Source organism: Allochromatium tepidum (assembly GCF_018409545.1).
GTDB lineage: Bacteria > Pseudomonadota > Gammaproteobacteria > Chromatiales > Chromatiaceae > Thermochromatium > Thermochromatium tepidum_A.
Genome location: NZ_AP024563.1, coordinates 2,668,648 through 2,691,868, shown reverse-complemented (window position 1 = coordinate 2,691,868; position 23,221 = coordinate 2,668,648). Strand labels below are relative to the sequence as shown.

22 protein-coding genes and 2 pseudogenes are annotated in these 23,221 nt (G+C 65.9%); 13 read left to right on the top strand and 11 right to left on the bottom strand.

The genetic code is table 11. The features are described 5' to 3' along the window. The first annotated feature begins 50 nt into the window (after window positions 1–50). The 8 genes from pufB (Atep_RS12895) to lipA all read left to right on the top strand — a co-directional run bounded on the left by pufB (Atep_RS12895) (window position 51) and on the right by lipA (window position 4,533). Complete coding sequence (gene pufB, locus Atep_RS12895) at window positions 51–197, top strand: light-harvesting antenna LH1, beta subunit (RefSeq protein ID WP_012971729.1); 147 nt, start codon at window positions 51–53, stop codon at window positions 195–197. Between the two features lie 83 nt (window positions 198–280). Next, complete coding sequence (pufA, locus tag Atep_RS12890; protein WP_012971728.1) at window positions 281–415, top strand: light-harvesting antenna LH1, alpha subunit; 135 nt, start codon at window positions 281–283, stop codon at window positions 413–415. Between the two features lie 144 nt (window positions 416–559). Next, complete coding sequence (pufB, locus tag Atep_RS12885; protein WP_213378891.1) at window positions 560–703, top strand: light-harvesting antenna LH1, beta subunit; 144 nt, start codon at window positions 560–562, stop codon at window positions 701–703. A gap of 91 nt (window positions 704–794) precedes the next feature. Next, complete coding sequence (gene pufA / locus Atep_RS12880; RefSeq protein ID WP_236786206.1) at window positions 795–995, top strand: light-harvesting antenna LH1, alpha subunit; 201 nt, start codon at window positions 795–797, stop codon at window positions 993–995. Window positions 996–1,084: 89 nt separating this feature from the next. Continuing rightward, window positions 1,085–1,516, top strand: a complete 432-nt coding sequence (locus Atep_RS12875; RefSeq protein WP_213378890.1) for a secondary thiamine-phosphate synthase enzyme YjbQ — start codon at window positions 1,085–1,087, stop codon at window positions 1,514–1,516. Window positions 1,517–1,572: 56 nt separating this feature from the next. Further along, complete coding sequence (locus Atep_RS12870) at window positions 1,573–2,946, top strand: RuBisCO large subunit C-terminal-like domain-containing protein (protein WP_213378889.1); 1,374 nt, start codon at window positions 1,573–1,575, stop codon at window positions 2,944–2,946. Then, window positions 2,943–3,515 (top strand): isopentenyl-diphosphate Delta-isomerase, encoded by a 573-nt coding sequence (idi, locus tag Atep_RS12865; RefSeq protein ID WP_213378888.1) that lies wholly within the window; start codon window positions 2,943–2,945, stop codon window positions 3,513–3,515. The genes Atep_RS12870 and idi overlap by 4 nt, the downstream gene beginning before the upstream one ends. 43 nt (window positions 3,516–3,558) lie before the next feature. Further along, entirely contained in the window at window positions 3,559–4,533 is a 975-nt protein-coding gene (gene lipA, locus Atep_RS12860) for a lipoyl synthase (protein WP_213378887.1), read from the top strand. A 105-nt stretch (window positions 4,534–4,638) separates the two neighbouring features. Here the strand turns inward: lipA and Atep_RS16740 are convergent. Both Atep_RS16740 and Atep_RS12855 read right to left on the bottom strand, forming a co-directional pair. After that, window positions 4,639–4,792, bottom strand: a pseudogene (locus Atep_RS16740) (peptidase M14); the annotation flags it as partial. After that, window positions 4,793–4,962: pseudogene (locus Atep_RS12855) on the bottom strand (IS1/IS1595 family N-terminal zinc-binding domain-containing protein); the annotation flags it as partial. It lies immediately after the preceding pseudogene. A 157-nt stretch (window positions 4,963–5,119) separates the two neighbouring features. Here Atep_RS12855 and Atep_RS12850 point away from each other — a divergent pair. Then, a complete protein-coding gene (locus Atep_RS12850; RefSeq protein WP_213378885.1) occupies window positions 5,120–5,704 on the top strand; it encodes a Uma2 family endonuclease in 585 nt (194 codons plus the stop codon). 30 nt (window positions 5,705–5,734) lie between these two features. Here Atep_RS12850 and murU read toward each other — a convergent pair whose 3' ends face one another. The 3 genes from murU to Atep_RS12835 all read right to left on the bottom strand — a co-directional run bounded on the left by murU (window position 5,735) and on the right by Atep_RS12835 (window position 9,183). Then, the gene (gene murU, locus Atep_RS12845) at window positions 5,735–6,394 is read right to left on the bottom strand and encodes an N-acetylmuramate alpha-1-phosphate uridylyltransferase MurU (RefSeq protein WP_213378884.1); all 660 of its coding nucleotides are present in this window, start codon (window positions 6,392–6,394) and stop codon (window positions 5,735–5,737) included. Next, window positions 6,391–8,217: a SulP family inorganic anion transporter gene (locus Atep_RS12840; RefSeq protein WP_236786204.1), complete on the bottom strand. Its 1,827-nt coding sequence runs from the start codon at window positions 8,215–8,217 to the stop codon at window positions 6,391–6,393. Before Atep_RS12840 ends, murU begins: the two co-directional genes overlap by 4 nt. An 84-nt stretch (window positions 8,218–8,301) precedes the next feature. Further along, window positions 8,302–9,183, bottom strand: coding sequence for a phosphoribosylaminoimidazolesuccinocarboxamide synthase (locus tag Atep_RS12835; RefSeq protein WP_213378883.1), 882 nt, complete (start codon window positions 9,181–9,183; stop codon window positions 8,302–8,304). A 127-nt stretch (window positions 9,184–9,310) separates the two neighbouring features. On the opposite strand from Atep_RS12835, the gene Atep_RS12830 reads away from it, so the two are divergent. The 4 genes from Atep_RS12830 to Atep_RS12815 all read left to right on the top strand — a co-directional run bounded on the left by Atep_RS12830 (window position 9,311) and on the right by Atep_RS12815 (window position 13,556). Then, on the top strand, window positions 9,311–9,694 hold the full coding sequence (locus Atep_RS12830; protein WP_213378882.1) for a RidA family protein: 384 nt from the start codon (window positions 9,311–9,313) through the stop codon (window positions 9,692–9,694). A gap of 41 nt (window positions 9,695–9,735) precedes the next feature. Continuing rightward, window positions 9,736–10,803: a lytic murein transglycosylase B gene (gene mltB, locus Atep_RS12825; RefSeq protein WP_213378881.1), complete on the top strand. Its 1,068-nt coding sequence runs from the start codon at window positions 9,736–9,738 to the stop codon at window positions 10,801–10,803. 83 nt (window positions 10,804–10,886) lie between these two features. Further along, window positions 10,887–13,037: an ATP-dependent DNA helicase RecG gene (gene recG / locus Atep_RS12820; protein WP_236786202.1), complete on the top strand. Its 2,151-nt coding sequence runs from the start codon at window positions 10,887–10,889 to the stop codon at window positions 13,035–13,037. 270 nt (window positions 13,038–13,307) lie between these two features. Continuing rightward, window positions 13,308–13,556: a hypothetical protein gene (locus tag Atep_RS12815; RefSeq protein ID WP_236786200.1), complete on the top strand. Its 249-nt coding sequence runs from the start codon at window positions 13,308–13,310 to the stop codon at window positions 13,554–13,556. 4 nt (window positions 13,557–13,560) lie between these two features. Here the strand turns inward: Atep_RS12815 and Atep_RS12810 are convergent, their stop codons facing one another. The 6 genes from Atep_RS12810 to tatA form a co-directional block, all read right to left on the bottom strand. Beyond that, window positions 13,561–15,084 carry a virulence factor family protein gene (locus tag Atep_RS12810; protein WP_213378880.1) on the bottom strand — a complete coding sequence of 508 codons (1,524 nt, stop codon included), beginning with the start codon at window positions 15,082–15,084 and terminating at the stop codon, window positions 13,561–13,563. 9 nt (window positions 15,085–15,093) lie between these two features. After that, window positions 15,094–17,745 carry a bifunctional lysylphosphatidylglycerol flippase/synthetase MprF gene (mprF, locus tag Atep_RS12805; RefSeq protein WP_213378879.1) on the bottom strand — a complete coding sequence of 884 codons (2,652 nt, stop codon included), beginning with the start codon at window positions 17,743–17,745 and terminating at the stop codon, window positions 15,094–15,096. Window positions 17,746–17,888: 143 nt separating this feature from the next. Further along, window positions 17,889–21,053, bottom strand: coding sequence for an efflux RND transporter permease subunit (locus Atep_RS12800; RefSeq protein ID WP_213378878.1), 3,165 nt, complete (start codon window positions 21,051–21,053; stop codon window positions 17,889–17,891). Further along, on the bottom strand, window positions 21,050–22,228 hold the full coding sequence (locus tag Atep_RS12795; protein ID WP_213378877.1) for an efflux RND transporter periplasmic adaptor subunit: 1,179 nt from the start codon (window positions 22,226–22,228) through the stop codon (window positions 21,050–21,052). The genes Atep_RS12800 and Atep_RS12795 overlap by 4 nt, the downstream gene beginning before the upstream one ends. A 187-nt stretch (window positions 22,229–22,415) precedes the next feature. Then, on the bottom strand, window positions 22,416–22,742 hold the full coding sequence (tatB, locus tag Atep_RS12790) for a Sec-independent protein translocase protein TatB (protein ID WP_213378876.1): 327 nt from the start codon (window positions 22,740–22,742) through the stop codon (window positions 22,416–22,418). A gap of 48 nt (window positions 22,743–22,790) precedes the next feature. Next, window positions 22,791–23,060, bottom strand: coding sequence for a twin-arginine translocase TatA/TatE family subunit (gene tatA / locus Atep_RS12785; RefSeq protein ID WP_213378875.1), 270 nt, complete (start codon window positions 23,058–23,060; stop codon window positions 22,791–22,793). Window positions 23,061–23,221 lie beyond the last annotated feature (161 nt).

The following is a 23,221-nucleotide window of genomic DNA, read 5'->3' as shown; positions in this document are numbered from 1 at the left end:
CAGAGACCGAATCGTCGAGGCTATTCAAGTGTTTGACCGAGGAATCATCAATGGCTAACGAAAACCGTTCGATGTCTGGGCTGACCGAAGATGAGGCAAGGGAATTCCACGGCATTTTCGTATCCAGTTTCGTCGTGTTCACGGGGATCGTCGTCGTTGCACACATCCTCGTGTGGTTGTGGCGTCCTTGGCTGTAATGGCCTAGGGTATTAGTGTTCGTGAGCGAACGGGCGATTGTGACTCAAGCACCGCCCACCAGTAAGAGACCGGAGATATCAACATGCACAAGATCTGGCAGATTTTCGATCCCCGCAGAACCCTGGTTGCCCTGTTCGGCTTCCTGTTCGTCCTGGGCCTGCTGATCCACTTCATCCTGCTCAGCAGCCCAGCCTTCAACTGGCTGAGCGGCTCCTAAGTCCCGATTTGGGCACCGGCAAGCTCCGGGGATCGCTCCGATGAGGAGGCGGATCCTCAGGACTTGCCAACCGATCCCCGGCCGCGGGGACATTCGCGGTAACGGCCGATTAGGCCCAACTTGATTCAAAGTGAGGATAATTCAATGGCTGATCAGAAGAGCATGACCGGGCTGACCGAAGACGAGGCTAAGGAATTCCACGGCATCTTCACCCAGAGCATGACCATGTTTTTTGGGATCGTGATCATTGCTCACATCCTGGCGTGGCTGTGGCGCCCCTGGCTGTAATCGCCGGATTTCCGCCGCGTCGCGGATAATGACGGGAGGCGGGCGGCCTAAGCCGCCGCGTCCCGTTTCATTCGTCAGGAGAACCCCGATGATGCCCCAACAACTGTACAAGATTTGGCTGGCCTTCGATCCGCGCATGGCCCTGATTGGGCTGGGCGCCTTTTTGTTCGCGCTGGCTCTGTTCATTCATTACATGCTGCTGAGCTCGCCAGGATTCGACTGGTTGCTGGGTCCGGATCATGCTCCGGTCGCCCTGTCGGCTGGTATGTCCGCTCTGCCGGCTGGTCGTTGATTCGAGCGATCGAGGGCATGCGCGGGCGGGGAGAGTGTCGAGTCCTCCCTCGCCCGTTTTTTCGTTCGGATAGCTCCCGCTGATTCAAGATGCATTTCCACGTCGAGCAGATTCAGCTGAACACCCGGACCGCGATCGAGATCATCGATCTCTCCGAACAGGTTCGGCAGGCGTTCGAGCGTCATCCCGTCCGCCAGGGTTGGGTGACGATCACCTCGGCGCATACGACCGCCTTCGTGGCCTTGAACGAGCGTGAGCCGAAGCTCCAGCAGGACATGCTCGATTTTCTGACGCGACTCGCACCGCCGGGTCAGACGCACTACCGGCACGACATCGACCCGCTCGACGGTCGTCCCAACACGCATTCGCATCTCATCGGGCTGTTCATGAACGCCTCCGAGACCATCCTGGTCGAGGACGGGCGGCTCCTGCTCGGTGAGTGGCAATCGGTCTTCTTCATCGAACTCGATGGGCCGCGTCCGCAACGTCAGGTGCGCGTACAGATCGCCGGCATCCTCTGACCGTCCCCGATGATCGTGACGTCATCGATTCCATTTCATCAGACGCTGTTTGCGCCATGAAAGCAAGCGATTGGGCCGGCTTCTTCGCCGATGAGGCATCCCTGGATCGGGAAGCCTATCTCTTCCTCGATTACTACCTGGAATGCTCCGGCGATCCCGAGCTGGCCGCCGCGCACTTCTGCTCCGAGCAGTCGACCGCGCAATGGCGTCGCGTCGGTTCCGATGAGGATCTGCGGCCTCGGTTCGGCGCGCGCGTGGTCGATCTCCAGATCCTCGACGGTCCGCGTCCGGAATTCAGCTATGGTGTGGGGTCGGGTTCGGACGGTCCGGTCATGGCCTGTCGGCTGCGCATCGCCCATCCGCACGGCAATTTCGGCCCGCGTCTGCCGAACCTGCTGAGTGCGATCTGTGGCGAGGGGACGTTCTTCTCGCCCGGCGCGCCCATCGTCAAGCTGCTCGACATCGAGTTTCCCGAGACCTATCTGGCCTGCTTCCAAGGCCCTCAGTTCGGCGTCGCGGGCTTGCGCGAGCGGTTGCAGGTCCATGATCGGCCGATCTTCTTCGGCGTCATCAAGCCCAATATCGGACTTCCGCCCGAAGCCTTTGCCGAATTGGGTTATGAAAGCTGGCTGGGCGGGCTCGATATTGCCAAGGATGACGAGATGCTGACCGACACCGACTGGTGCCCGCTCGACCGGCGCGCCGAACTTCTGGGTGAAGCGCGGCGGCGGGCCGAGGTCGCGACGGGGGTACCCAAGATCTATCTGGCCAATATCACCGACGAGGTCGATCGGCTGGTCGAGCTGCATGATCGCGCCGTCGCGCGCGGTGCCAATGCGCTGCTGATCAATGCCATGCCGACGGGGCTGAGCGCGGTGCGGATGCTGCGCAAGCACGCCCAGGTGCCGCTGATGGCGCATTTTCCATTCATCGCACCCTTTGCGCGGCTGGAACGCTTCGGTGTCCACACGCGGGTCTTCACCAAGCTGCAACGGTTGGCGGGCTATGACGTCATCATCATGCCCGGCTTCGGGCCACGCATGCACATGACGGATGACGAGGTGCGCGCCTGTGCGACGGCCTGTCTCGAACCCATGGGGCCGATCAAGCCGAGTCTGCCGGTTCCGGGCGGCAGCGATTGGGCCGGTACCCTGCGTCCGCTCTATGAAAAGCTCGGCACGGTCGATTTCGGCTTCGTGCCGGGACGCGGTGTCTTCGGGCATCCGATGGGACCGCGTGCCGGGGCGGCCAGTATCCGTCAGGCCTGGGAGGCGATCGTCGCCGGCGAGACGCTGGAGGAATGGGCCAAGCGTCATCCCGAGCTGAGCGCGGCGATCGCGGCCTTCGGCAGGCCGGCGCATGATCAAGCTGCATCGCCTCAGTCGTCTGATCCGGCCTCCGAAGCGAATGCGGCTGGAGGTGACAGTTGACGGCTCACATCGTGCCCCTGCCGGCAGCGGGTGATCTGGAGCGTGCCGCCCAGCGCGATGCCGCCGAGAAGTTGATCCTGGTCGACGAGCAGGATCGCCCTATCGGTGTCGCCGGTAAGCTCGAACCGCATGAACTCGGCCAACTGCATCGTGCCTTCTCGATCCTGGTCTTCAATGCCGAGGGCGAGCTGCTGTTGCAGCGCCGGGCCGACAGCAAGTATCACTTCGCCTCACGCTGGTCGAACACCTGCTGCGGTCATCCGCGTCCGGGCGAGACCACGCCGATGGCGGCCGGTCGGCGGCTGAAGGAAGAGTTCGGCATCCGCGTGCCGCTGAACGAGCGCGCCGAGTTCGTCTACCGGGCCGCGGATCAGGCGAGCGGGCTGATCGAGCACGAATATCTGCACGTCTTCTACGGCGTCCATACCGAGACTCCGCGTCCCGATCCGACCGAGGTCGGCGCCTGGCGCTGGATGTCGGTGCCGGCGATCAAGCGCGCCCTGCGCCGGCATCCCGAGTGGTTCACCCCCTGGTTCAAGCTGCTCGTCGAGCGTATGCTGAGCGACTGATTTACTCAGCTTTTGCGGCTCCCCGCCGCTCGACCAGGACGCCATGTCAACGCCGGATACTCTGAACGCGCCCTCACGCGCCACACCCGACACCCACCAGCGCGGCCGGGACAAGCTCGCGCGCATCCCGATCAAGGTCGAGACCAATGCTCCTGTGCTGCGCAAGCCGAGTTGGATTCGTGCGCGTGCGCCTGTCGGTCCGGGCGTGGCGCGGATCAAGAAGCTGTTGCGCGAGAGCAAGCTGGCGACCGTCTGCGAAGAGGCTCAGTGTCCGAATCTGGGCGAGTGCTTCGCGCATGGCACGGCGACCTTCATGATCCTGGGCGATGTCTGCACCCGTCGCTGTCCCTTCTGTGACGTCGCGCACGGTCGCCCTCAGCCGCCCGACCCGGACGAACCGGCGCATCTGGCCGAGTCGATCGCGCTCCTGGGATTGCGCTATGTGGTCATCACCTCGGTCGATCGCGACGATCTGCGCGATGGCGGGGCAGGGCACTTCGCCGACTGTCTGCGTGCTATCCGTGCACGAAATCCAGATACCCGGCTCGAATGCCTGGTGCCGGATTTTCGCGGTCGCGAGTCGGTGGCGCTTGATCAGTTCGCGGGCGAAGCCGTGCCGGACGTCTTCAATCACAATCTCGAAACCGTCCCGCGTCTCTATCGCGAGGCGCGTCCGGGGGCCGATTATGCCGGTTCCCTAACACTGCTCCAGGCGTTCAAAGCGCGTCATCCTTCGGTTCCGACCAAATCCGGGATCATGCTCGGACTCGGTGAGACCCAGGACGAGGTGCTCGACGTCATGCGCGATCTGCGCGCCCACGACTGCGACATGCTCACGCTCGGGCAGTATCTCCAGCCCTCGCGCGATCATCTGCCGGTGCGCCGCTACTGGACCCCGGACGAGTTCGACGCCCTGCACCGGGCCGGTGAGGACATGGGTTTCTCCAATGTGGCCAGCGGCGCCATGGTGCGCTCGTCCTATCACGCCGACCGGCAGGCCGGTGATCTGGTGCGCTGAATCCTGAGTGACGGAACGTATCCGCCTGAACCCCTCTCCCCTCGCGGGAGAGGGGTTGGGGAAAGGGGGAGAAAGAACCGCCACAGCCAAGGCGTTGTTGAACCCTTACCAAGCGGCGGACGGTGTCTGATAGCGCTCCATCAGATAGCACAGACAGTCCTGGCGGATCACGGTCTCGTCGCGGGTGAGCATGGGACGGCATGAGACAGCGGCGCAGACGCCATTCGCCATCCTCCAGCCGAAAATAGCGCGCGCCGACGATCCGTTCTAATAAGAGCTTATCAACTAAATCTTTTTTTCCTGTGAAATTTCGTTTTCGGGTTTTTCAACAAATTGCCGTCCGCAATCCTGACAAGCAAATTTTCTCTTGCCGTTATGAATACTGCCGTTTTTAACCACTTTGGAAGAATGACAGCGTGGACAAATCATGGCTACGTATTCGCTCTTTGATTGGCATGGGATTTATTGTACTGCGTTCCCACTACTTTTTGCAGGACTACCCCCGGATCGCATAGGATATGGCGTCCCTTACCGGTCAATGCGTTCGAGGAATTTCTGAAGACTCATACGTCTTGAGGAGCTTGAGATGCCGCAACTGGGTGCAAAGACAGGCCAATTCACCTATGCCGATTACTGCCGCTGGCCCGAGGACGAGCGCTGGGAGCTGATCGATGGCGAAGCCTTCGCCATGTGCCCGGCGCCGACGCGCCTGCATCAGGAATTCATCACCGAATGCGTCGCCCAGATTCATCCGCAGCTCAAGGGTACAGGCTGCCGTCTCTATGTGGCGCCCTTCGATGTACGTCTGCCCAAGACCGACGAGGCCGACGAGCGGGTCGATACCGTGGTGCAACCGGATATCGCGGTGTTTTGCGATCGCACGCGCCTAGACGACAAGGGCGCTCGGGGCGCGCCGGACTGGGTGATCGAAATCCTCTCCCCGGCGACGGCGGCGAGGGATCAGATTCACAAACGCGCGCTCTATGAACGCCATGGCGTGCGTGAATACTGGCTCATCCATCCGGTTGACCGGCTGTTGACGCTGTACCGCCTTGGCGAGGATGGCCGCTACGGTGCTCCCGAGCTGCTGGAATTGATCGGGCGTACCGAGGTCGCCGCCCTGCCTGGAGTACGGATCGACTGGCCGGCGCCCGAGGCGTTCGATCTTTGAGGTTGGCCGTGAACCGCCGGAGCTGTTCGGCTACCGATTCAGCCAGGTGTCCAACGTGGCTAGGCGCTCAGGCGTCCCGATGTCGAACCAGTGTCCGTCATGTTGCCGGCCGCCGACACGACCGGCGGCCATCGCCCGACGGAGCAGCGGGGCGAGCGGAAAAGCGCCCGGCGACCGGCCGTCGAACAGCTCGGGCCGATAGACTCCGATGCCGCTGAAGGTCAGGCGCGGCCCTCCCTCACTCCGGACGCGCCCGTCGATCAGCGCGAAGTCGCCCTCGGGATTGTGGGGCGGATTGTCGACCAGCACCAGATGCGCCAGATCCCCTGTCGCGATCGCGAGTCCGGCGAAATCGACATCCGTCCAGACATCGCCGTTGACGACCAGGAAGGGTTCCGGGCCGAGCAACGGCAGGGCGCGGAAGATCCCGCCGCCGGTCTCCAGCGCCTGTTCCTCGGGCGAATAGCGGATCTCGACCCCAAACGCCGAGCCATCCCCCAGCGCCGCTTCGATCTGCGCGCCCAGATGCGCATGATTGATGACCAGCTCGCGGATGCCGGCCGCCGCCAGCCGCTCGATGTGATGCCGGATCAGCGGCTTGCCGCCCGCGACCAGCAGCGGCTTGGGTGTGTGATCGGTGAGCGGACGCATCCGCTCGCCGCGACCGGCGGCCAGGATCATCGCTTTCATGACGGCTTGGCCTCGTTGCACTCCCGGAAGATGCGCTTGTCACAGGTCGCGCAGACCGTCTTGTCGAGCTTCTGATAGATCGCCCGCACCGCCGCCGTCTTCGACTGGAAGACATTACGCCCGCCCGTGGCCTCCAGACAGCCGCACTGCTCCAGCGACTCCCACAGGCCCTGCTTGACGTTGATCAGATACATCCCGCCGCCGTCCCGACGCCGCCGTGCGGCTTCCTCGACCAGCGCATGACCGCCCTGCAGGTCGACGAAGTTGATGCCGTTGGCGATCAGCGCCAGATGCTTCTGCGCGGGATGCTCAGCGCGCAGTCGGTCGAAATACTGCTCGACATGGGCGACCGAGCCGAAGAAGAGCGAGCCGTCTATACGCACGAAACGCAGTTGAGGACACTGAACCACCTCGGGATTGCTCGAAAAGGCGTGCTTGGGCAGACGTGGATCGGGCGCCATGCTCACGATGCGCGGCTTGGAGGTGCGATCCAGATAGAGCACCAGCGACAGCAGCACGCCGGCGAAGATCGCGAACTCCAGATCCAGGAACAACGCCGAGAAAAAGGTCACGGCCAGCACCGCCGTCTCGCGCCCGGATGAATGCAGGATATGGCGGATCTCCTTGAAGTCGATCAGTCCCCAGGCCACCAGGAACAAGACTCCAGCCATCGCCGCCTTGGGCAGATAGCTCGCATAGGGCGCGACCAGCAGCACGATCGCCATCAGCATCAGGGCCGCGAAGATCGAGGCCAGCGGCGTGCGCGCGCCGGCCTCGTAGTTGACGCCGCTGCGGTTGAACGAGCCGGTGGCCACATAGCCCGAGAAGAAGGAACCGGCGATGTTGGACAACCCCTGGCCGATGAACTCCTGATTGCCGTCGATGCGATAGCCGCCGCGCGCGGCCAGCGAACGGGCGATGGACACCGCCTCGGTCAGGGCGAACAGCGTCACGGCCAGCGCCACCGGCGCCAGTTCACGGATGTGCTCCAGGGTCAGCGAAGGCGCCGACAGCGGCGGCAGGGTCGCGGGCAGGGCGCCCACGGTCGCGAGGCCGGTCGTCTCCGCGCCGAGCCAGTCGTTGAGTCCGAGCGCCGGCAGACTGCCGCCCAGCATGGCGACGATCATGTACGGGATGCGCGGCAGCCAGCGCTTGCAAGCGATGCCCAGTCCCAGGGTCGTCAGGGCCACCAGGGTCGCACTGGGGTTGATCTCCAGCACATGGGCGAAGAACTCGAACAGGATGTCGTGCAGATGGCCGCCGCTGTCCATGTCGAGACCGAAGAAGTGCTTGAGCTGTTTGGCCGCGATCAGCACCGCCGCGCCGGCCGTGAAACCCACCACCACCGAGTGCGAGATGAAGTTGACCAATGTCCCCATGCGCGCAAAGCCCAGTGTCAGCTCGATCACACCGACCATGAAGGTGAGGGTCAAAGCCAGCGTGACGTAATCCGGCGTTCCGGGGACGGCCATGGTCGAGAGCGCCGAGAACAGCACCACCGAGGCCGCCGTGGTCGGTCCCGAGACCAGATGACGCGATGAACCGAACCAGGCCGCGATGATCGCCGGCACCATGCCCGCGTAGAGACCGTATTCGGGCGGCATCCCGGCGATGGTGGCGAAGGCCACGCCCTGCGGCAGCACCACGATGGCACCGGTGAGGGCGGCGAGGAGATCGGCGCGCACATCGCGTGCCGTGACTTGCGGCAGCCAGGCTTTGTAGGGCGTGGTCCAGGACCAATCGAGTGCGCCGATGGCTTGCTTGCCGGTGGTCAGCGGATGTTGCGTCCGCAGCGTCTGGAAGAGCGACTGGAGTCGGTTCATGGTCGATTGAGAGGTACGACTTAAGTGTGTGGAGCCGGGCGCCGGACAGCGACGGTGCCGTGCTCCTTAGAAGGTTGGCGGGTCTCAGGCTGTCAGCCGTTCTTCGGCCTCGCGATATTTGGCCGCTGTGCGCTCGATGATCTCCGGGGGCAGTTTGGGACCGGGCGGGGTCTTGTCCCAGTCGAGCGTCTCCAGATAGTCGCGCACGAACTGCTTGTCGAAGCTCGGCGGACTCATGCCCGGCTGATAATCGTCGGCCGGCCAGAAGCGCGACGAATCCGGCGTCAGGGCCTCGTCGATCAGATACAGCCGTCCGTCGTCGTCGAGTCCGAACTCGAACTTGGTGTCGGCGATGATGAGGCCGCGCTCCAGCGCATGGGCCGCGCAGCGCCGGTAGATGGCCAGACTGGTATCACGCACCTGCTCGGCCAGCGCGCGACCGATCAGCCTAACCGTGTGGGCGAAATCGACATTCTCGTCGTGCGCGCCCAGCTCGGCCTTGGTCGAGGGCGTGAAGATGGGCTCGGGCAGCCGGTCGGCCTGACGCAGACCCGACGGCAGGGCGATGCCGCAGACCGAACCCGTGGCCTGATAGTCCTTCCAGCCCGAGCCGATCAGATAGCCGCGCACGATGGCCTCGACCGGCAGCGGCTCGAAGCGGCGCACCACCATGGCACGGTCGCCGAGTTCGGCCAGCGCCTGCGGATCGGTCACGACCGAAGACACCGGAATGTCGGTGAGATGATTGGGGATGATGTCGGCCGTGCGCGCGAACCAGAAGCGCGACAACCGCGCCAGCACCTCGCCCTTGCCGGGGATGGGATCGGGCAGCACCACGTCGAAGGCCGACAGCCGGTCGCTGGCCACGACCAGCAGATGATCGTCGTCGATGCGATAGAGATCGCGGACCTTGCCGCGCGCGATCAGTTCGAGATGGGGCAGATTGGATTGATAGAGAGCGGGCATGGCGGTTGATCCGGAATCGATAAGACTGCGATTATAAACCGCCATGGCGATACCGCGCCCAATAACCGCCGATACTGCCGGCAACGGCTGTTCGCGTCCTGACCCTGACTGGAGAGAGACCGACACTATGAGCAAACAGATCATCCGCACCGATCAGGCACCGCGCGCCATCGGCACCTATTCACAGGCCGTCCGCGTCGATCGGACCGTCTATCTCTCCGGCCAGATTCCGCTGGCGCCCGAGACCATGGAACTGATCGAGGGCGACATGAGCGCCCAGATCCGGCGCGTCTTCGACAATCTGCGCGCGGTCGCCCAGGCGGCCGGCGGCGATCTGAGCGATATCGTCAAGCTCAATGTCTTTCTCACCGACCTCAACGACTTCGCTTTGGTCAATCAGATCATGGCCGAGTATTTCCAGGAACCCTATCCGGCGCGTGCGGCCATCGGCGTGGCGGCCCTGCCCAAGGGCGCCAAGGTCGAAATGGATGCCATCCTGGTGCTCGATTGAAAATACCTGTGTCGTTCCGCGCGCCTGGAGGCCGTTCCATCATGTCCATATTGAGATTCATCCCTTTGCTGGCGCTGCTGCTGGTCGGTTGCGGTACGTCGTCGACGCGCGACGATGGCGCCTATAACGCCATGCACGTCCCGGTCAGCGGTGACTTTGCCGGTGCGCCCGGCGTCGACGCTTTCATCGCGCGTATGCGCCAGCATGGCTATTCACCTGAGCGCACGGCGGCGATCCTTTCGGGTGCACGGCGTCAGCAGTCCATCATCGATCTGATGGACCAGCAGGCGCCAAGTAAGAGCACCGGCCCGACCGGGGCCTGGACGCGCTATCGGGCCAAGTTCCTCGGCGAGGACTCCATCAACAACGGCGTGGCCTTCTGGCGTCGCAACGAGGCGGCGCTCGATCGTGCCGCCGCGCACTATGGCGTTCCGCCCGAATACATCGTCGCCATCATCGGCGTGGAGACGCGCTACGGCGGCTTCACCGGCAAGACGCGCATCATCGATGCCCTGGCCACGCTCGCCTTCGCCTATCCGCGTCGCGCCGAGTATTTCACCGGCGAGCTGGAGAATTTCCTGATCATGGCGCGCGAGGAGAACATCGATCCCTTCGCACCGCGCGGTTCCTTCGCCGGCGCCATGGGGCTGGGGCAGTTCATGCCGTCGAGCTTCCGCGATCATGCGGTCGATCACGATGGCGACGGCCATCGCGACCTCTGGAATCCGGCCGACGCCATCGGCAGCGTGGCCAACTATTTCCGCCACCACGGCTGGCAGCCGGGCGAGGCGGTGGCCGTGCGTGCGAGCGTCGAATCACCGGCGGCCGCGCGAGCGCTGAAGAGCGGCTTCAACACCAGCTACGGCTTGAACGAGCTTGCCGGACGCGGCATCAAGCCCACGCGCGCGCTCGGTCGTACCGGCACCGTCAGCCTGCTCGAACTCGACGCCCAGGGCGGCTATGAATACTGGCTGGGACTCAAGAACTTCTACGTGATTACACGCTACAATCACAGCACCTATTACGCCATGGCCGTGCATCAGCTCGCCCAGGCGATCCGTTCGCGCAAGGACGCTCCGGACGGGACGCGCGTCAGTTCGACCTGGTGACGGGCGAATACTGCCACGGCGCCAGGGTGTAGCAACCGACTCGAATCACAGTGGCGCCGATGACTGAGGGAGTCCGCGACGACATGTCCGAAGCCGGGATCATCGCCGGCCCATCCGGTGTGACGCCCGTGGCGCCGGATTCCGGGGCCGTGAATCAGGGGCTGGACCGGATTCCGGCGCGCACGCTCGACCGGGTCGGGCCGAAGATCGCCGAGCGGCTCGAACGGCTCGGTATTCGCACGGTCCAGGATCTGCTGTTCCATCTGCCGCTGCGCTATCAGGATCGCACCCGGCTGACGCCGCTGACCGAGATCGAGGTCGGGGTCGAGACCTGGGTCGAGGGCGAGATCCTGGAGTCCGGTATCGGTCTCGGGCGGCGGCGCTCGCTGAAGGTCTGGATCGGGGACGCGCTCGGCGCCGGGTTGCTGTTGCGCTTCTTCTATTTCTCGCCCCAGCAGGCCGCCGCGCTCAAACCCGGCGAGCGGGTGCGCTGCTATGGCGAGGTGCGTCAGGGGCCGCAGTCGCTGGAGATGGTGCATCCCGAATACCATCTCCTGCGCCCCGAGGCCGATGAGCCGATCGCGGCCTGTCTGACCCCCATCTATCCCTCGACCGAGGGGCTTCAGCAAACGCGCTGGCGCGGCCTGACCGATCAGGCACTGGCGCTCATGGAGCGCACCGCGCCGGCCGAGCTGCTGCCGCCCGAGATCCTCGAATCCATGAAGCTGCCGACCCTGACCGAGGCGCTGGCCTTTCTGCATCGTCCGCCGGTCGGTACGCCGCTCCAGGATCTGACTGAGGGTCGGCATCCGGCCTTCGCCCGGCTGGCCTTCGAGGAACTGGTCGCGCATCAGGTGAGTCTGCGCCGGATGCGGCTGGAACAGCGGCGCGTCTCGGCGCCGGTGCTGGGCGGCGATGGCGGCTTGCGCAAGCGCTTGCGGGCCAGTCTGCCGTTCCGGCTCACCGAATCTCAGGAGCGGGTGGTGGCCGAGATCGCGGCCGATCTGGCGCAGTCGCGGCCGATGCAGCGGCTGCTCCAGGGCGACGTGGGCGCGGGCAAGACGGTGGTGGCGGCGCTGGCCGCGCTCCAGGCGCTGGAGTCGGGTTGTCAGGCCGCGCTCATGGCGCCGACCGAGCTGCTGGCCGAGCAGCATCATCGCAGTCTGAGCGGCTGGCTCGGTGCGCTCGGGCTCGAACCTATGTGGCTGGCCGGGCGTCACAAGGGGCGCGAGCGTGATGAACGGCTGGCGGCGATCGCCTCGGGCGCGGCGCCGATCGTGGTCGGCACCCATGCGCTGTTGCAGGACGACGTGGCGTTTCAGGATCTGGGGCTGGTCATCATCGACGAGCAGCATCGCTTCGGCGTCCATCAGCGGTTGAAACTGCGCGAGAAGGGCGGGGGCGAGGACAGGGCGCCGCATCAGCTCATCATGACCGCGACGCCGATTCCGCGCTCGCTGGCGATGACGCTCTATGCCGATCTGGATCTGTCGGTGATCGACGGGCTGCCGCCCGGACGCACGCCGATCGTCACGCGCGCGGTGCCGGATACGCGGCGCGACGAGGTCATTGAGCGGGTGCGTCAGGCGTGTCTGGCGGGGCGTCAGGCGTATTGGGTCTGTACGCTGATCGAGGAGTCGGAGGTGCTGGAGTGTCAGGCGGCCGAGGATACGGCGCGCCAGTTGAGCGAGTGTCTGGATGGATTGCGGGTCGGGTTGGTGCATGGTCGGCTCAAGAGCCAGGAACGCGATGCGGTGATGGCGGCGTTTGCGTCCGGTGCGCTGGATCTGCTGGTGGCGACCACGGTGATCGAGGTCGGGGTCGATGTGCCGAATGCCGGTTTGATGATCATCGAGAATCCGGAGCGGTTGGGTTTGGCGCAGTTGCATCAATTACGCGGGCGGGTTGGGCGTGGGTCGGTGGAGAGTTATTGTCTGCTGCTCTATCACGCGCCGCTGTCGGCGATTGCGCGTGAGCGGCTGGGGATCATTCGTGATTCGACCAGTGGGTTTGAGATTGCCGAGCGTGATTTGGCGATTCGGGGGGCGGGTGAGGTGTTGGGGACGCGCCAGACGGGGAGTATTCAGTTCCGGATTGCCGATCCGTTGCGGGATCAGCCGCTGATTGCCGAGGCGCAGCGGGCGGCGGATCTGTTGCTCGTGGGGTATCCCGAACTCGTTACGCCGTTGATTGATCGGTGGCTGGGGGAGCGGGAGCATTATGGCGGGGTTTGACAGGGGGCTTGGTCCCGGAGCTTGGCGTCGAAGGCGGTGAGGCTTGAATGATGGGTGGAGTCTTGTTGGTACTTCCGGCAAAAGTCCGGATAGAACCGCAGCCGGCGGCGAAAATATGGCCGATGATTCTCCGCGATTCCGGCGGCGACCATGGCGGAATCGAAGCGGGACGCTGGGGCTGGAGGGGTCTCGCGCATAGGCAGAACTCTGCGGGATAACCTGAGGGGTCGGCAGCCTGGAGCGCGCGAATACGCCATCGGCTCGGGACGGATGGATCTTTGCCTGCGCTATGCGTCCCTGACCTTGGGCATCGAACTCAAGGTCTGGCGCGACGGACGGCCCGACCCGCTCCCCGAGGGTTTGCGCCGGCTCGACGACTATCTGGCCGATCTGGGGCTGGACTTCGGCTGGCTGGTGATCTTCGATCGCCGATCCGGTCAGCCGCCGATCGAGGCGCGTACCACCAGTCTGGAGCGCCAGACCCCGGCCGGACGGTGTGTCACCCTGATTCGGGCTTGATCGATCAGGGCGCCAGACCTCTCAATATCAGCCGCGCGACTCCCGCGTAGTCCTCGTCGAAGTGATGATCGCCGGGGACGCCCTCGACCCTGACGCCGAGTGGTTGCAACTCGGGACAGAGGCTGTTTTCTTCCTCCAGCCCATGAATGCAGAGCGTGCGCGTCCAGCCGAGCTGCTCGATCTGAGGACGCACCGGACGGGCCTGCTCGCCGCGCGCGCCGCCGAGCCAGTCGCTCATGTGGAACTCGAACACGGCCGTCGGCCCGAGCCCGAGCAAAGCCACGAGCGAGACGCGCGAACGCAGCTCGGGCGGCAGACCATTGGCCATGAAGGGCATGACCTCGGCGCCGAACGAGTAGCCGATCAGGACCACCCGCTCCTTGTGCCAGGTCTCCAGATAATGACGCAGCACCCGTGTCAGATCCGCCGCCGTCTCGTCCGGTGAACGCGGTTTCCAGAAATAGCTCAACGCATCCCAGCCGACCGTGCTGACACCCTGTTCGGCCAGGGTTGCGCTCACACTCCGGTCGAGCGCCGCCCAGCCGCCGTCGCCCGAGAGCATGATGGCGAAGGTCGTGGGGTCTTCGTGCTCGGCCCGGACCTCGGTGAGCGGCAGACCGGCGGTGTCGGCCTGGGCCGAGACCACCCCGACCTGATCGGGGATGCGCGGATCGAGCCATTGCAGGAGCGAGAGGAACGGCGAGAGCGGCTCGGTATCGCTCGTCTGATCCGTCTCTGCCGGCGCTGTGGACGCCGGGAGCGGTGCCTCGCTCGCCAGACGCGCATTGCCCATCCCATCGATGAAGGCGGCGGCGCGTTCCGAGTCGTCCGGCGAGCCGTTCTGCTCGAACAGGAACCAGGCCGCCGGAACCTGAGGGGCGGGTTTCAACTGGTCGCCCTCCAGTCGCGCGGCGCTCCAGCCGGCGCATTCGCAGGGCAGCGTCGCGACTGGCCAGCGCGGACGGAAATCCAGGCTCAGCGCCGCATGGAATCGGCGCGGGGGCGATTGCAGCAGCGCCGTGTAGACCAGGGCCGCGCCCTCGTCCTGGCCCAGCAGGATCGGCAGCCGGCCCTTGGGCAGTGCAACGCGCGCCCGCGACCAGCGCGCCGTTTCGGCCAGCTCGGCGCCCATGTCCCAGCAGGCCGTGTCCGTTGGCACGTCCGGTTGCCCGGCCCAGCGTCTGTCGAGCCAGTGCAGACCGCGCGCCAGATGCGACCCCAGATCCCACCAGGGCGGTTTCGGCGCCGGATGCGACCAGTCGATCCCGACGACCAGATAGTCCAAATTGGCGACTTCGCGCGCCCTGGAGCGTGCGGCATCGTCCCAGCCTGCTGAACCCGGCAGGAAGAGCACCATCCCTTGCGGCGCGTCTTGCGGGTAGACCAGATGCAGCGCCCGCCCAGCGTGGTTCAGGGTCTGCTCGTGGACGACGGCGGGCGCCGGGGCGGCGAACGCCAGCAGACACAGCAGCATCGGCCGCCGTCGCGCGAACCGGATGATCCGGAAGGGCATGGAGATGAGGCGCATGGTCGTGGATCAGGGTTTGATCAGGAGGCGTCCGTAGCCCCCGGCGATCAGGGCGGCCAGATCGATCAGGAGCGTCGGCAGCGAACGATAGAACGGATAGGCAATATAGCGGCTCTGCCAGACCGGGTGGAATTTCTCCTTGAAGTCGCGCAGTCCCTTGTAGTTGTAGAGCCGGTTGCCATAGTCGTAGGCCAGTCGCGCCAGACGTTCGTCGGGACGGGCATAGCGGATCTTGCCGACACCGCTCAGGGGCGCCATGCCCAGATTGAGCCAGGCGTAACCCTCGTCGCGCGCCCACTCGATCGCCCGTGTGAACAGGAAGTCCATGGTCACATAGGGGACGCCGGGCAGATACCGCATCAGGTCGATCCCTATCTCCTGACGACCGCGATAAGAGGGCATCAGACTGGCGAAGGCGATGAGGCGCCCACCTTGACGCACCAGCAGCAGCGGTCCCCAGGACAGATAGTCGCGGTCGAAGGTGCCCAATGAAAAGCCTTTTTCGCCGCTGCCGCGCTCGCTCAGCCAAGCGTTCGACACCGATTCCAGTTCGGCCCAGGTCGGCTCGTCCGGCGGCGTCCGCAGCGCCTCAAATGTCAAGCCGTCGCGCACGGCGCGATTGACCTTGGTGCGCAGACTCTTGTTGCGCTGTCCGGCAAGCGTGAAATCGGCCAGCGACACCAGCCCCATCTCGCCGGCCTTGAACAGCGCGAAGCCGCAGTCGTGATAGAGATGCAGATGCGCGTTGCCGATCTCGTAGAACACCGGGTCGAGGTCGTGCTGATCGGCCAGATCGCGGAATTCGAGCAGCGCGCGCGCCAGCGATTGCGTGTCTCCCATGGGATCGCCCAGGGCGACCAGACGATTGCGTATCCGTTTGTACTGGATCAGACAGCGCCCATCGGCGGCCTGGAGCAGATGCTTGTCGCCCATGAACAGCAGATGGGCGAAGGTTCCGCCGTCGTTGGCTTCGAGCCAGTCGCGTGCCTGGACGAGCGCGGCGCGATCGGTCGGCGGGAATTCGGGCCGGGGCATGCGGAACAGCCCCCAGGCGAGCCAGCCGGCCAGCACCAGGATCGCTAGCGGCAGCGAGCGCAGGAAGCGGGCGCTGTGCTGATCGGGTCCGGACTGGAGCCAGAGTCCGGGGTCGCCGAGTCCCTCGGCGTGCAGCCAGGCGCCGAACAGGACATAACCGGCGACGCTGGCCAGGAGTGCCAGCAGCCACAGCAGACTGCGCGGGCCGAGCAGCGGGTAGGAGACACGGTAGAAGGCTTCGCGTCTCAGCCGGAGCAGTCCGGCCACGACCAGCAGGAAGACCACCTGTTCTGCCGCAGCGCCCTTCAACAGACTGAGCAGGGCGCCGCCCAGGAGCAGCGGAAGCGAGATCCGGTAGGCGCTACGCACCTGTTTTCCGATCCCACGCGCCAGGGCGATCAGCAGCACCCCGACGCCCACCGAGAGCAGATGGGACAGTTCGATGGCGCCCTGCGGCAGCACCAGCAGCAGGCGCTCCAGGCGCTCCTCCAGGGTCGGCAGGGCGGCGGAGGCGAGCAGGAGCAGTCCGGTGGCGAAGGTGAGCAGGGCGAGCAGGCGCATGCCCAGATGCGAGACGATCTGGAGCGACAGCCGCAGCAGACCGAGCAGCGGATTGTCCTGGCAGTGCCGCGCGAACCGGGTCAGGACCGGCGACTCGGTCGAGGTCAGCAGTCCGCTCCCAAGATAGACGCCGGTCAGCCAGGGAATCAGGTAATAGACCAGCCGGAAGATCAGCACCCCCGCCGCCGACGCCTCGGCGGGAGCGCCGGCGCCCGTCAGCATCACCAGCAGCGCGGCATCGAAGACGCCGATCCCGCCGGGGATCAGGCTCACCACGCCCAGGGTCGCCGCGAAGGTGAAGGCGGCGAGGAAGAGACCCGGCGCGATGGGCGCGCCCGTGGCGGCCAGACAGCACCAGGCGACCAGCACCGCCAGCAGCCAGTCGATCACCGAGAGCGCGACCAGCCCCAATCCGCACGACCAGCCGAGTCGGGTCTCGCCGCTCAGCACCCGGTGCAGCACGGCCCGACTGCCCACCAGCACGAGGAAGGCCGGCAGATAGGCGGCATAGGCGATCAGCACGGCGCTCACGGCCCATTGCGGAATGATCCCCGGTACCAGCGTGGTATACCCTTGGAGCAGCGCGAACAGGATCAGCACCGAGAGTCCCACCGGGATCGAGAGCATGATCAAGCCCGCATAGATCGAGGCGGTGCGGGTCGCCACCCCCTCGCGCGTGAGCAGCAGGAGGCGGATGCCGGAACCGGCCAGACCCGAGAGTCCGACCAGGTTGTTGATGGTGTTGGCCACCCAGCTATAGCGGGCGAGCTTGGGCAGCGGCAGATCCAGCTTGAGCCAGCGCGCCATCCACCAGTCGTAGAGGATCATCTGGGCGACGGCGGCGAATGCGAGCAATTGCAGCCCGATCAGCAGACCGACCGGCAGTCGGCGCACGCTCTCGTGCAGGGCGTGGACGTCGAACCCCTGGAGCTCGTTCCAGGCGGCGAGCACCGTCACCAGGATCAGCAGCGGCGGGACGGCGCGGCGCAGCCAGCCGAGGAGCGAGATGGCGCTTGGATTGTGATCGTCGTGCAGCCGGGCGGACTCTGTCTTGAGGGAGGACATCATGGTGGTCTGGGGCGTTGAGGCCGAATGGATCGAGGACGCATCGGGAGGTTGCCGGCGCGATCATCCCACGCCGGATAGCACGCCACAAGCAAGCGTTGCCGGTGTGACGTGAGCGATTCGAGCCTGTGATCTCGGGGTCGCTAGCGAGCCTGTTGAGGGCGATACGGCCGACCATTGAGCCAGGCCCAACCGCGCGCCAGACGCCGATGCAGACTCTCATGCAGCGACAGCAGCGCCGGGGTGAAGATCAGCACCAGCACGGTCGAGAAGCCGACCCCGAACGCCAGCGACACCGCCATCGGGATCAGGAACTGCGCCTGGAGACTGGTCTCGAAGATCAGCGGCCCCAGCCCCACCACCGTCGTCGCCGAGGTCAGCAGCATCGCGCGCAGACGCGACACCGCCGCCTCCACCAGCGCCTCATCGACCTCCATCCCCTCCTCGCGCAGCCCGTGATACATGCTGACCAGGATGATGGCATTGTTGACCACGATCCCGGAGAGTCCAAACAGCCCGAACAGCGACAGCAGCGTCAGATCCAGTCCCAGGATCCAGTGCCCGCCGATCGCGCCGACCAAGCCGAGCGGAATGGCGGTCATCACCACCAGCGGCCAGCCCCAGCTTCCGAACACCGCCGCCAGGATCATATAGATCAGCACCAACCCCAGGACCAGCCCCAGCCGCATGTCGCCGAGCGTCTCGCGCTGATCGGCGGCGCGGCCTTCGAAGCTGTAGTCGATGCCGTAGTGCGACACCAGACGCGGCAGCAGATCGCGCTCCAGGGCTTCGCGGACGTTGTCGGGCGTGGCCAGCGCGCGATCGATGTCGGCCGAGACCTCGACGGCGAGCCGTCCGTCGGCGTGACGCAGGGCCTCGAAGCCGCGCCGGGTCTCCCAGCTCGCCACCGTGGTCAGGGGCACGAACCGCCCGTCCGGCGCGCGCACCAGCAGTTGTTCCAGGGTATTGAGCCGGACGCGCTCGGCGCGCGGAAGCAGCACCCGCACCTCCAGCTCGTCCTGTCCGACCTGGACCAGTTGCGCCGGATAGCCGTCGAAGGCCGCGCGCAGTTGGCGGCCGAGCGACTCGGTGGTGAAACCCAGCGCCTGACCGGCCGGCGTCAGCCGATAGATGAGCTGTTCGCGCCCGAACGGCATGTCGTCGACCATGTCCGAGACGCCCGGCACGCTCTCCAGACTCTGCGCCAGCTCCAGCGCGGCGGACTTGAGCCGGTCGGCATCCTGACCCATGAGCCGCAGCGTCAGATCGCGCCCCGGCGGCCCGGCGCGCTGTGCCGAGATCACCAGACTCTCCAGCCCGGCCGGCATCCGGGTGTTGGCGCGCCAGGCGGCGAGGAATGGCTCGTTGCGCACCTCGCGATACTCCGACGGCACCAACTGCACCAGGATCGAGGCGAGCTGATCGCCCGCAGCGCCCGCCCCGACACCCACCGAAATCGTCGACCCGAGCCGGGCGACCGCCGATTCGATCAGCCCGCCGCCGAACTGTTCATCGGTCGCGATCAGCGCGCGTTCCAGTTCCTTGACGAACGCCGCCGTCTGCTCGCGCGGCGTCCCGGCGACGAAGGTCGCGTTGGCGAAGACCACCTGGGACTCAGGCGTGGGGAAGAACACGAAGGGCACCCGTCCGCCGGCCAGCAGCCCGATCGCCAGCAGCATGAACACAGCCACCAGACTGACCGTGACCCCGCGCCAGTGCAGCGCCCAGACCACCAGCGGCCGATAGATTTGATCGCGGAAATGATCGAATCCGGCGTTCACCCGCTCGCGCCAGCGCGGCACGGTCGCGTCCTTGTGATGCTCGAAGGCCGAACGCAGATGCATCGGCATGACCAAGAAGACTTCCAGCAGCGAGGCCGCCAGCACCATGATGGCCACGAAGGGGATGTCGCCGAGGATATTGCCCATGATGCCGCCGACCAGCATCAGCGGCAGGAAGGCGGCGATGGTGGTCAGCCCCGAGGCGACGATCGGCCAGAACATGCGTTGCGCGCCGACCAGCGCGGCCTCCGCCGGCGGCAGACCCAGACGGTAGCGCGTTTCGGCATGTTCGCCGACCACGATGGCATCGTCGCCGATGATGCCGAGCGTGAGCAGCAGCCCGAACAGGCTCATCATGTTGATGCTGCCGCCGAAGGCCCAGAGCAGGGCGAGCGTGGCCATGTAGGCGGTCGGGATGCCCATCGCCACCCAGAAGGCGACCCGCCCCGGCAGAAAGACGAACAGCAGGATCAGCACCAGGGTCAGCCCCTGGAGTCCGTTGCGGATCAGCAGGTCGATACGGTCGGCGATGACTTCCCACTGGGCATCGAAGACGCGCAGATCGATCGCCGGCGGCAGGGTCGAACGGGTGTCGGCGAGCCAGTCGTCGAAGATCTTGGCCGCCTTGAGCGAATGGCCCTGTTCGGCACGCTGGACCAGCAGTTCCACGCTCGCCGGTTTGTCGGCGAGCGGCTCGGGGTCGAGTCCCACCGGGATGGGTTCGAGCGTCAGACTCGCCGGGCGCGCCTCGCGCACGATGGCGGCCACGTCGCCCAGACGCACCAGCACGCGTTCGTCGCTGACGATGGCCAGATCCTCGAAGGCGAGCGGGTCGCGACGCTGTTCCAGACTGCGCAGCTCGCGCGCGCCGTCGGCCTCGCCGGCGATGCCGGACGGCAGGTCGCGCGCGATCCGTCCGATCTGCTCGCCGATGCCGTCGAGCGAGAGTCCGAGCGTCTCCAGCGCCCGCCCCGGCACCTCGATGGCGATGCGCTCCTCGGGCAGACCCGAGAGGTCGACGCGATCGATGCCGCGCGCCAGCAGCTCGCGCTCGAACTGGCGCACCCAGGGGCGCAGATCGGCCAGACTCGGGCCGGAGACCAGCAGCCGCGCCACCGGCTCATACCGCGAGATACGGCTGATCTGGGGTGTTTCGGCGTCCCTGGGCAGATTGCGGAACTCGTCGACCCGCTGGCGCACCTGATCGAGCGCGAGCAGCGGGTCGGTGTTCTCCTGGAGTTCGACCGACAGACTGGCGATGCCCTGGGCGGCGGTCGCGGTCAGCTTCTTGAGTCCGTCGACGGTCTTGAGCCGCTCTTCCAGCGGGATGACGATGCCGCTCTCGACGTCCTCGGCCGAGGCCCCGCTCCAGACCACGCGCACCGAGATGATGTCGAGCGCGAAGGTCGGGAAGAACTGGATGTTCATCCGCGTCAGGCTGATGGCGCCCAGGATCAGCATTCCGGCCATCAGCAGATTGGCCAGCAGCGGATGACGGACGAAGACGGCGATCAGACTCGTATTCATTCGACGATCTCGACCTTGAGGCTGTCGATGGCATTGGGCAGGTGGGTGCGCATCACCGGCTCGCCGGGCTGGAGTTCGGGCACGCGCAGCAGGACGCGGCCCTCGCCGGCACCGGTGTCGAGTTCGCCGACCCGTTCGATGCGCAGCCCTTTCAACCGCCCGTCGCGCACCGCGAAGACGCGATCTCCGCCATGCAGGGCGGCGAAGGGCAGGGCGATGGTGTCGGGCGCGACCGGGCGTTCCAGCCGCAGATCGACGAAGGCGCCGAGCGGCAGGCTGGATTCGGGATCGAGTCGCAGCAGGGCATCGACGCCGCGCGCGTCGGCCTCGCCGGCCAGCCGTTCGAGCACGGCCCTGACCGGGCGGCCGGCGTGCGAGCCGGTGGCCGTCAGGCGCTCGCCGCCGTCGAGCGCGGCGCGCAGTTCCTCGCTGTGCACGCCCGGCACCTTGGCGCGCACATAGAGTCCATCGAGCGGATAGAGCGTGAGGATGGTCTGGTTGGGCTGGAGCTGATCGCCCGGCGCCGCCGCGACCACGCCGATGCGGGCGTCGAAGGGCGCGTGGATGGTGCCGCGCGCCAGATCGCGTTCGGCTTCGGCCAGCGCCGCTTCCAGGGCCGCCAGCCGCGCCGGATGTTCGGCGATCGACTGCTCGCGCAGTGTCACGGCGAGCTGGGCGCGGGCGTATTGCTCGCGCGCCTCGTCGACGCTGGAGACCGAGCCGAGTTGCTTGGACTGCACGGTCTCGGCGCGCTCCAGCGCCTGTCGGGCCAGACGCAGGATCTCGCGTTCCTGCTCCAGCGCCTGACGGTCGTGGCTCAGTTTGAGACGCTCTTTCTCCAGATCGGCGCGCGCCCTGGTCAGACGCGGCTGGAGATCGTTCGGATCGAGCCGCGCCAGCAGGGCACCGATCGCAACGCGATCACCGTCGCGGACATGAACCTCCAGCAGCCGTCCGGCCACGGGCGCGGCGGCCTGGAGGCGATCCGGCGCCTCGACCCGACCGAAGAGCGCCAGGATCGGGCGATGATCGGCGGGCGTGACCTGAGTCACTTCCACACGCCAGATCCGTTCACTGGGCTGGACGGGATGCGGGGTGGGGCGGGTCGCCTTGAGGGCGACGAAGATCCCGACCCCCAGAGCGAGGATCAGGATCGGCAGGATACGGCGCGGCATGGATCGGGTCTGGGCTCGTTGGGGGTTGAGATTGGCTCGACCCCGACAAGATGCGGCGTCCGGTGGGCCGGAACAAGGGCCTCTACCCGTAGGATGCGGTGAGGAACGAACCGCATCGACCGCGACTGATGCGGTTCGCGGCGCTCACCACATGCTGCACGGAGTCGATTCTTTCTCGCAGATCGCCTTACTTGGCGAGCGGGTCGTTCGACGGAGACGAGCCGCTCTGAGTCGTCTGCGGCTCGGTCGTGGTCGCCGGGCGGGGCATGGTCTTCGCCGGTTCTTCCAGGATGGTCTGGAGCGGATTGTGTCGCGCCTGCTCGTCGAGGATCTTCTTGAGTTCCTCGGCCTTGAGCTCGCGATCGATCTCGTGCTTGACGTTGGCCAGCGTGCGCCGTGCGTGCCCGACCCACTTGCCCGCCACGCGCGCCACGCGCGGCAGGCGCTCGGGGCCGACCACGACCAGGGCCACGATCGCCACCAGGATCAGTTCTTGAAAGCCGACGTCGAACATCTAGGTCAGGTCCAGCGGATCACGCATCCGGTTGGCGGGACGATCGGCTCAGGGGCGATCGCGATTGGCGGCAGTATCGGCCGGACGCGACTGGGTGCTCGTATCACCCGGACGCGCCTCGTTGGACTGGGCGATGGTCGCGCTCTCGCGGGCGCTGTCTTCATCGCTCTTGTCGGAGTTCGACATGGAGCTGCGGAAGCCGCGGATGGCCTCGCCGAGATCCGAGCCGATGCTCTTCAGCCGCTTGGTGCCGAACAGCAAGACGACGATCAACAGGATGATCAGGAGTTGCCAGATACTGATGCCACCGACGCCCATCGTGTTTCTCCGTTGCCCGTGGTCGTGCGTCGACCTCGGGATGTGCTGGTCTGTTCCGTCCGTGTGCCTGGACCGAGGTCGCGACGCGGACGGGATTCGAAATTCGCGAACGGCGATCATAACGCAAGCGGATGGACGCTGAAAGCGCCCGCTCAGGTCGG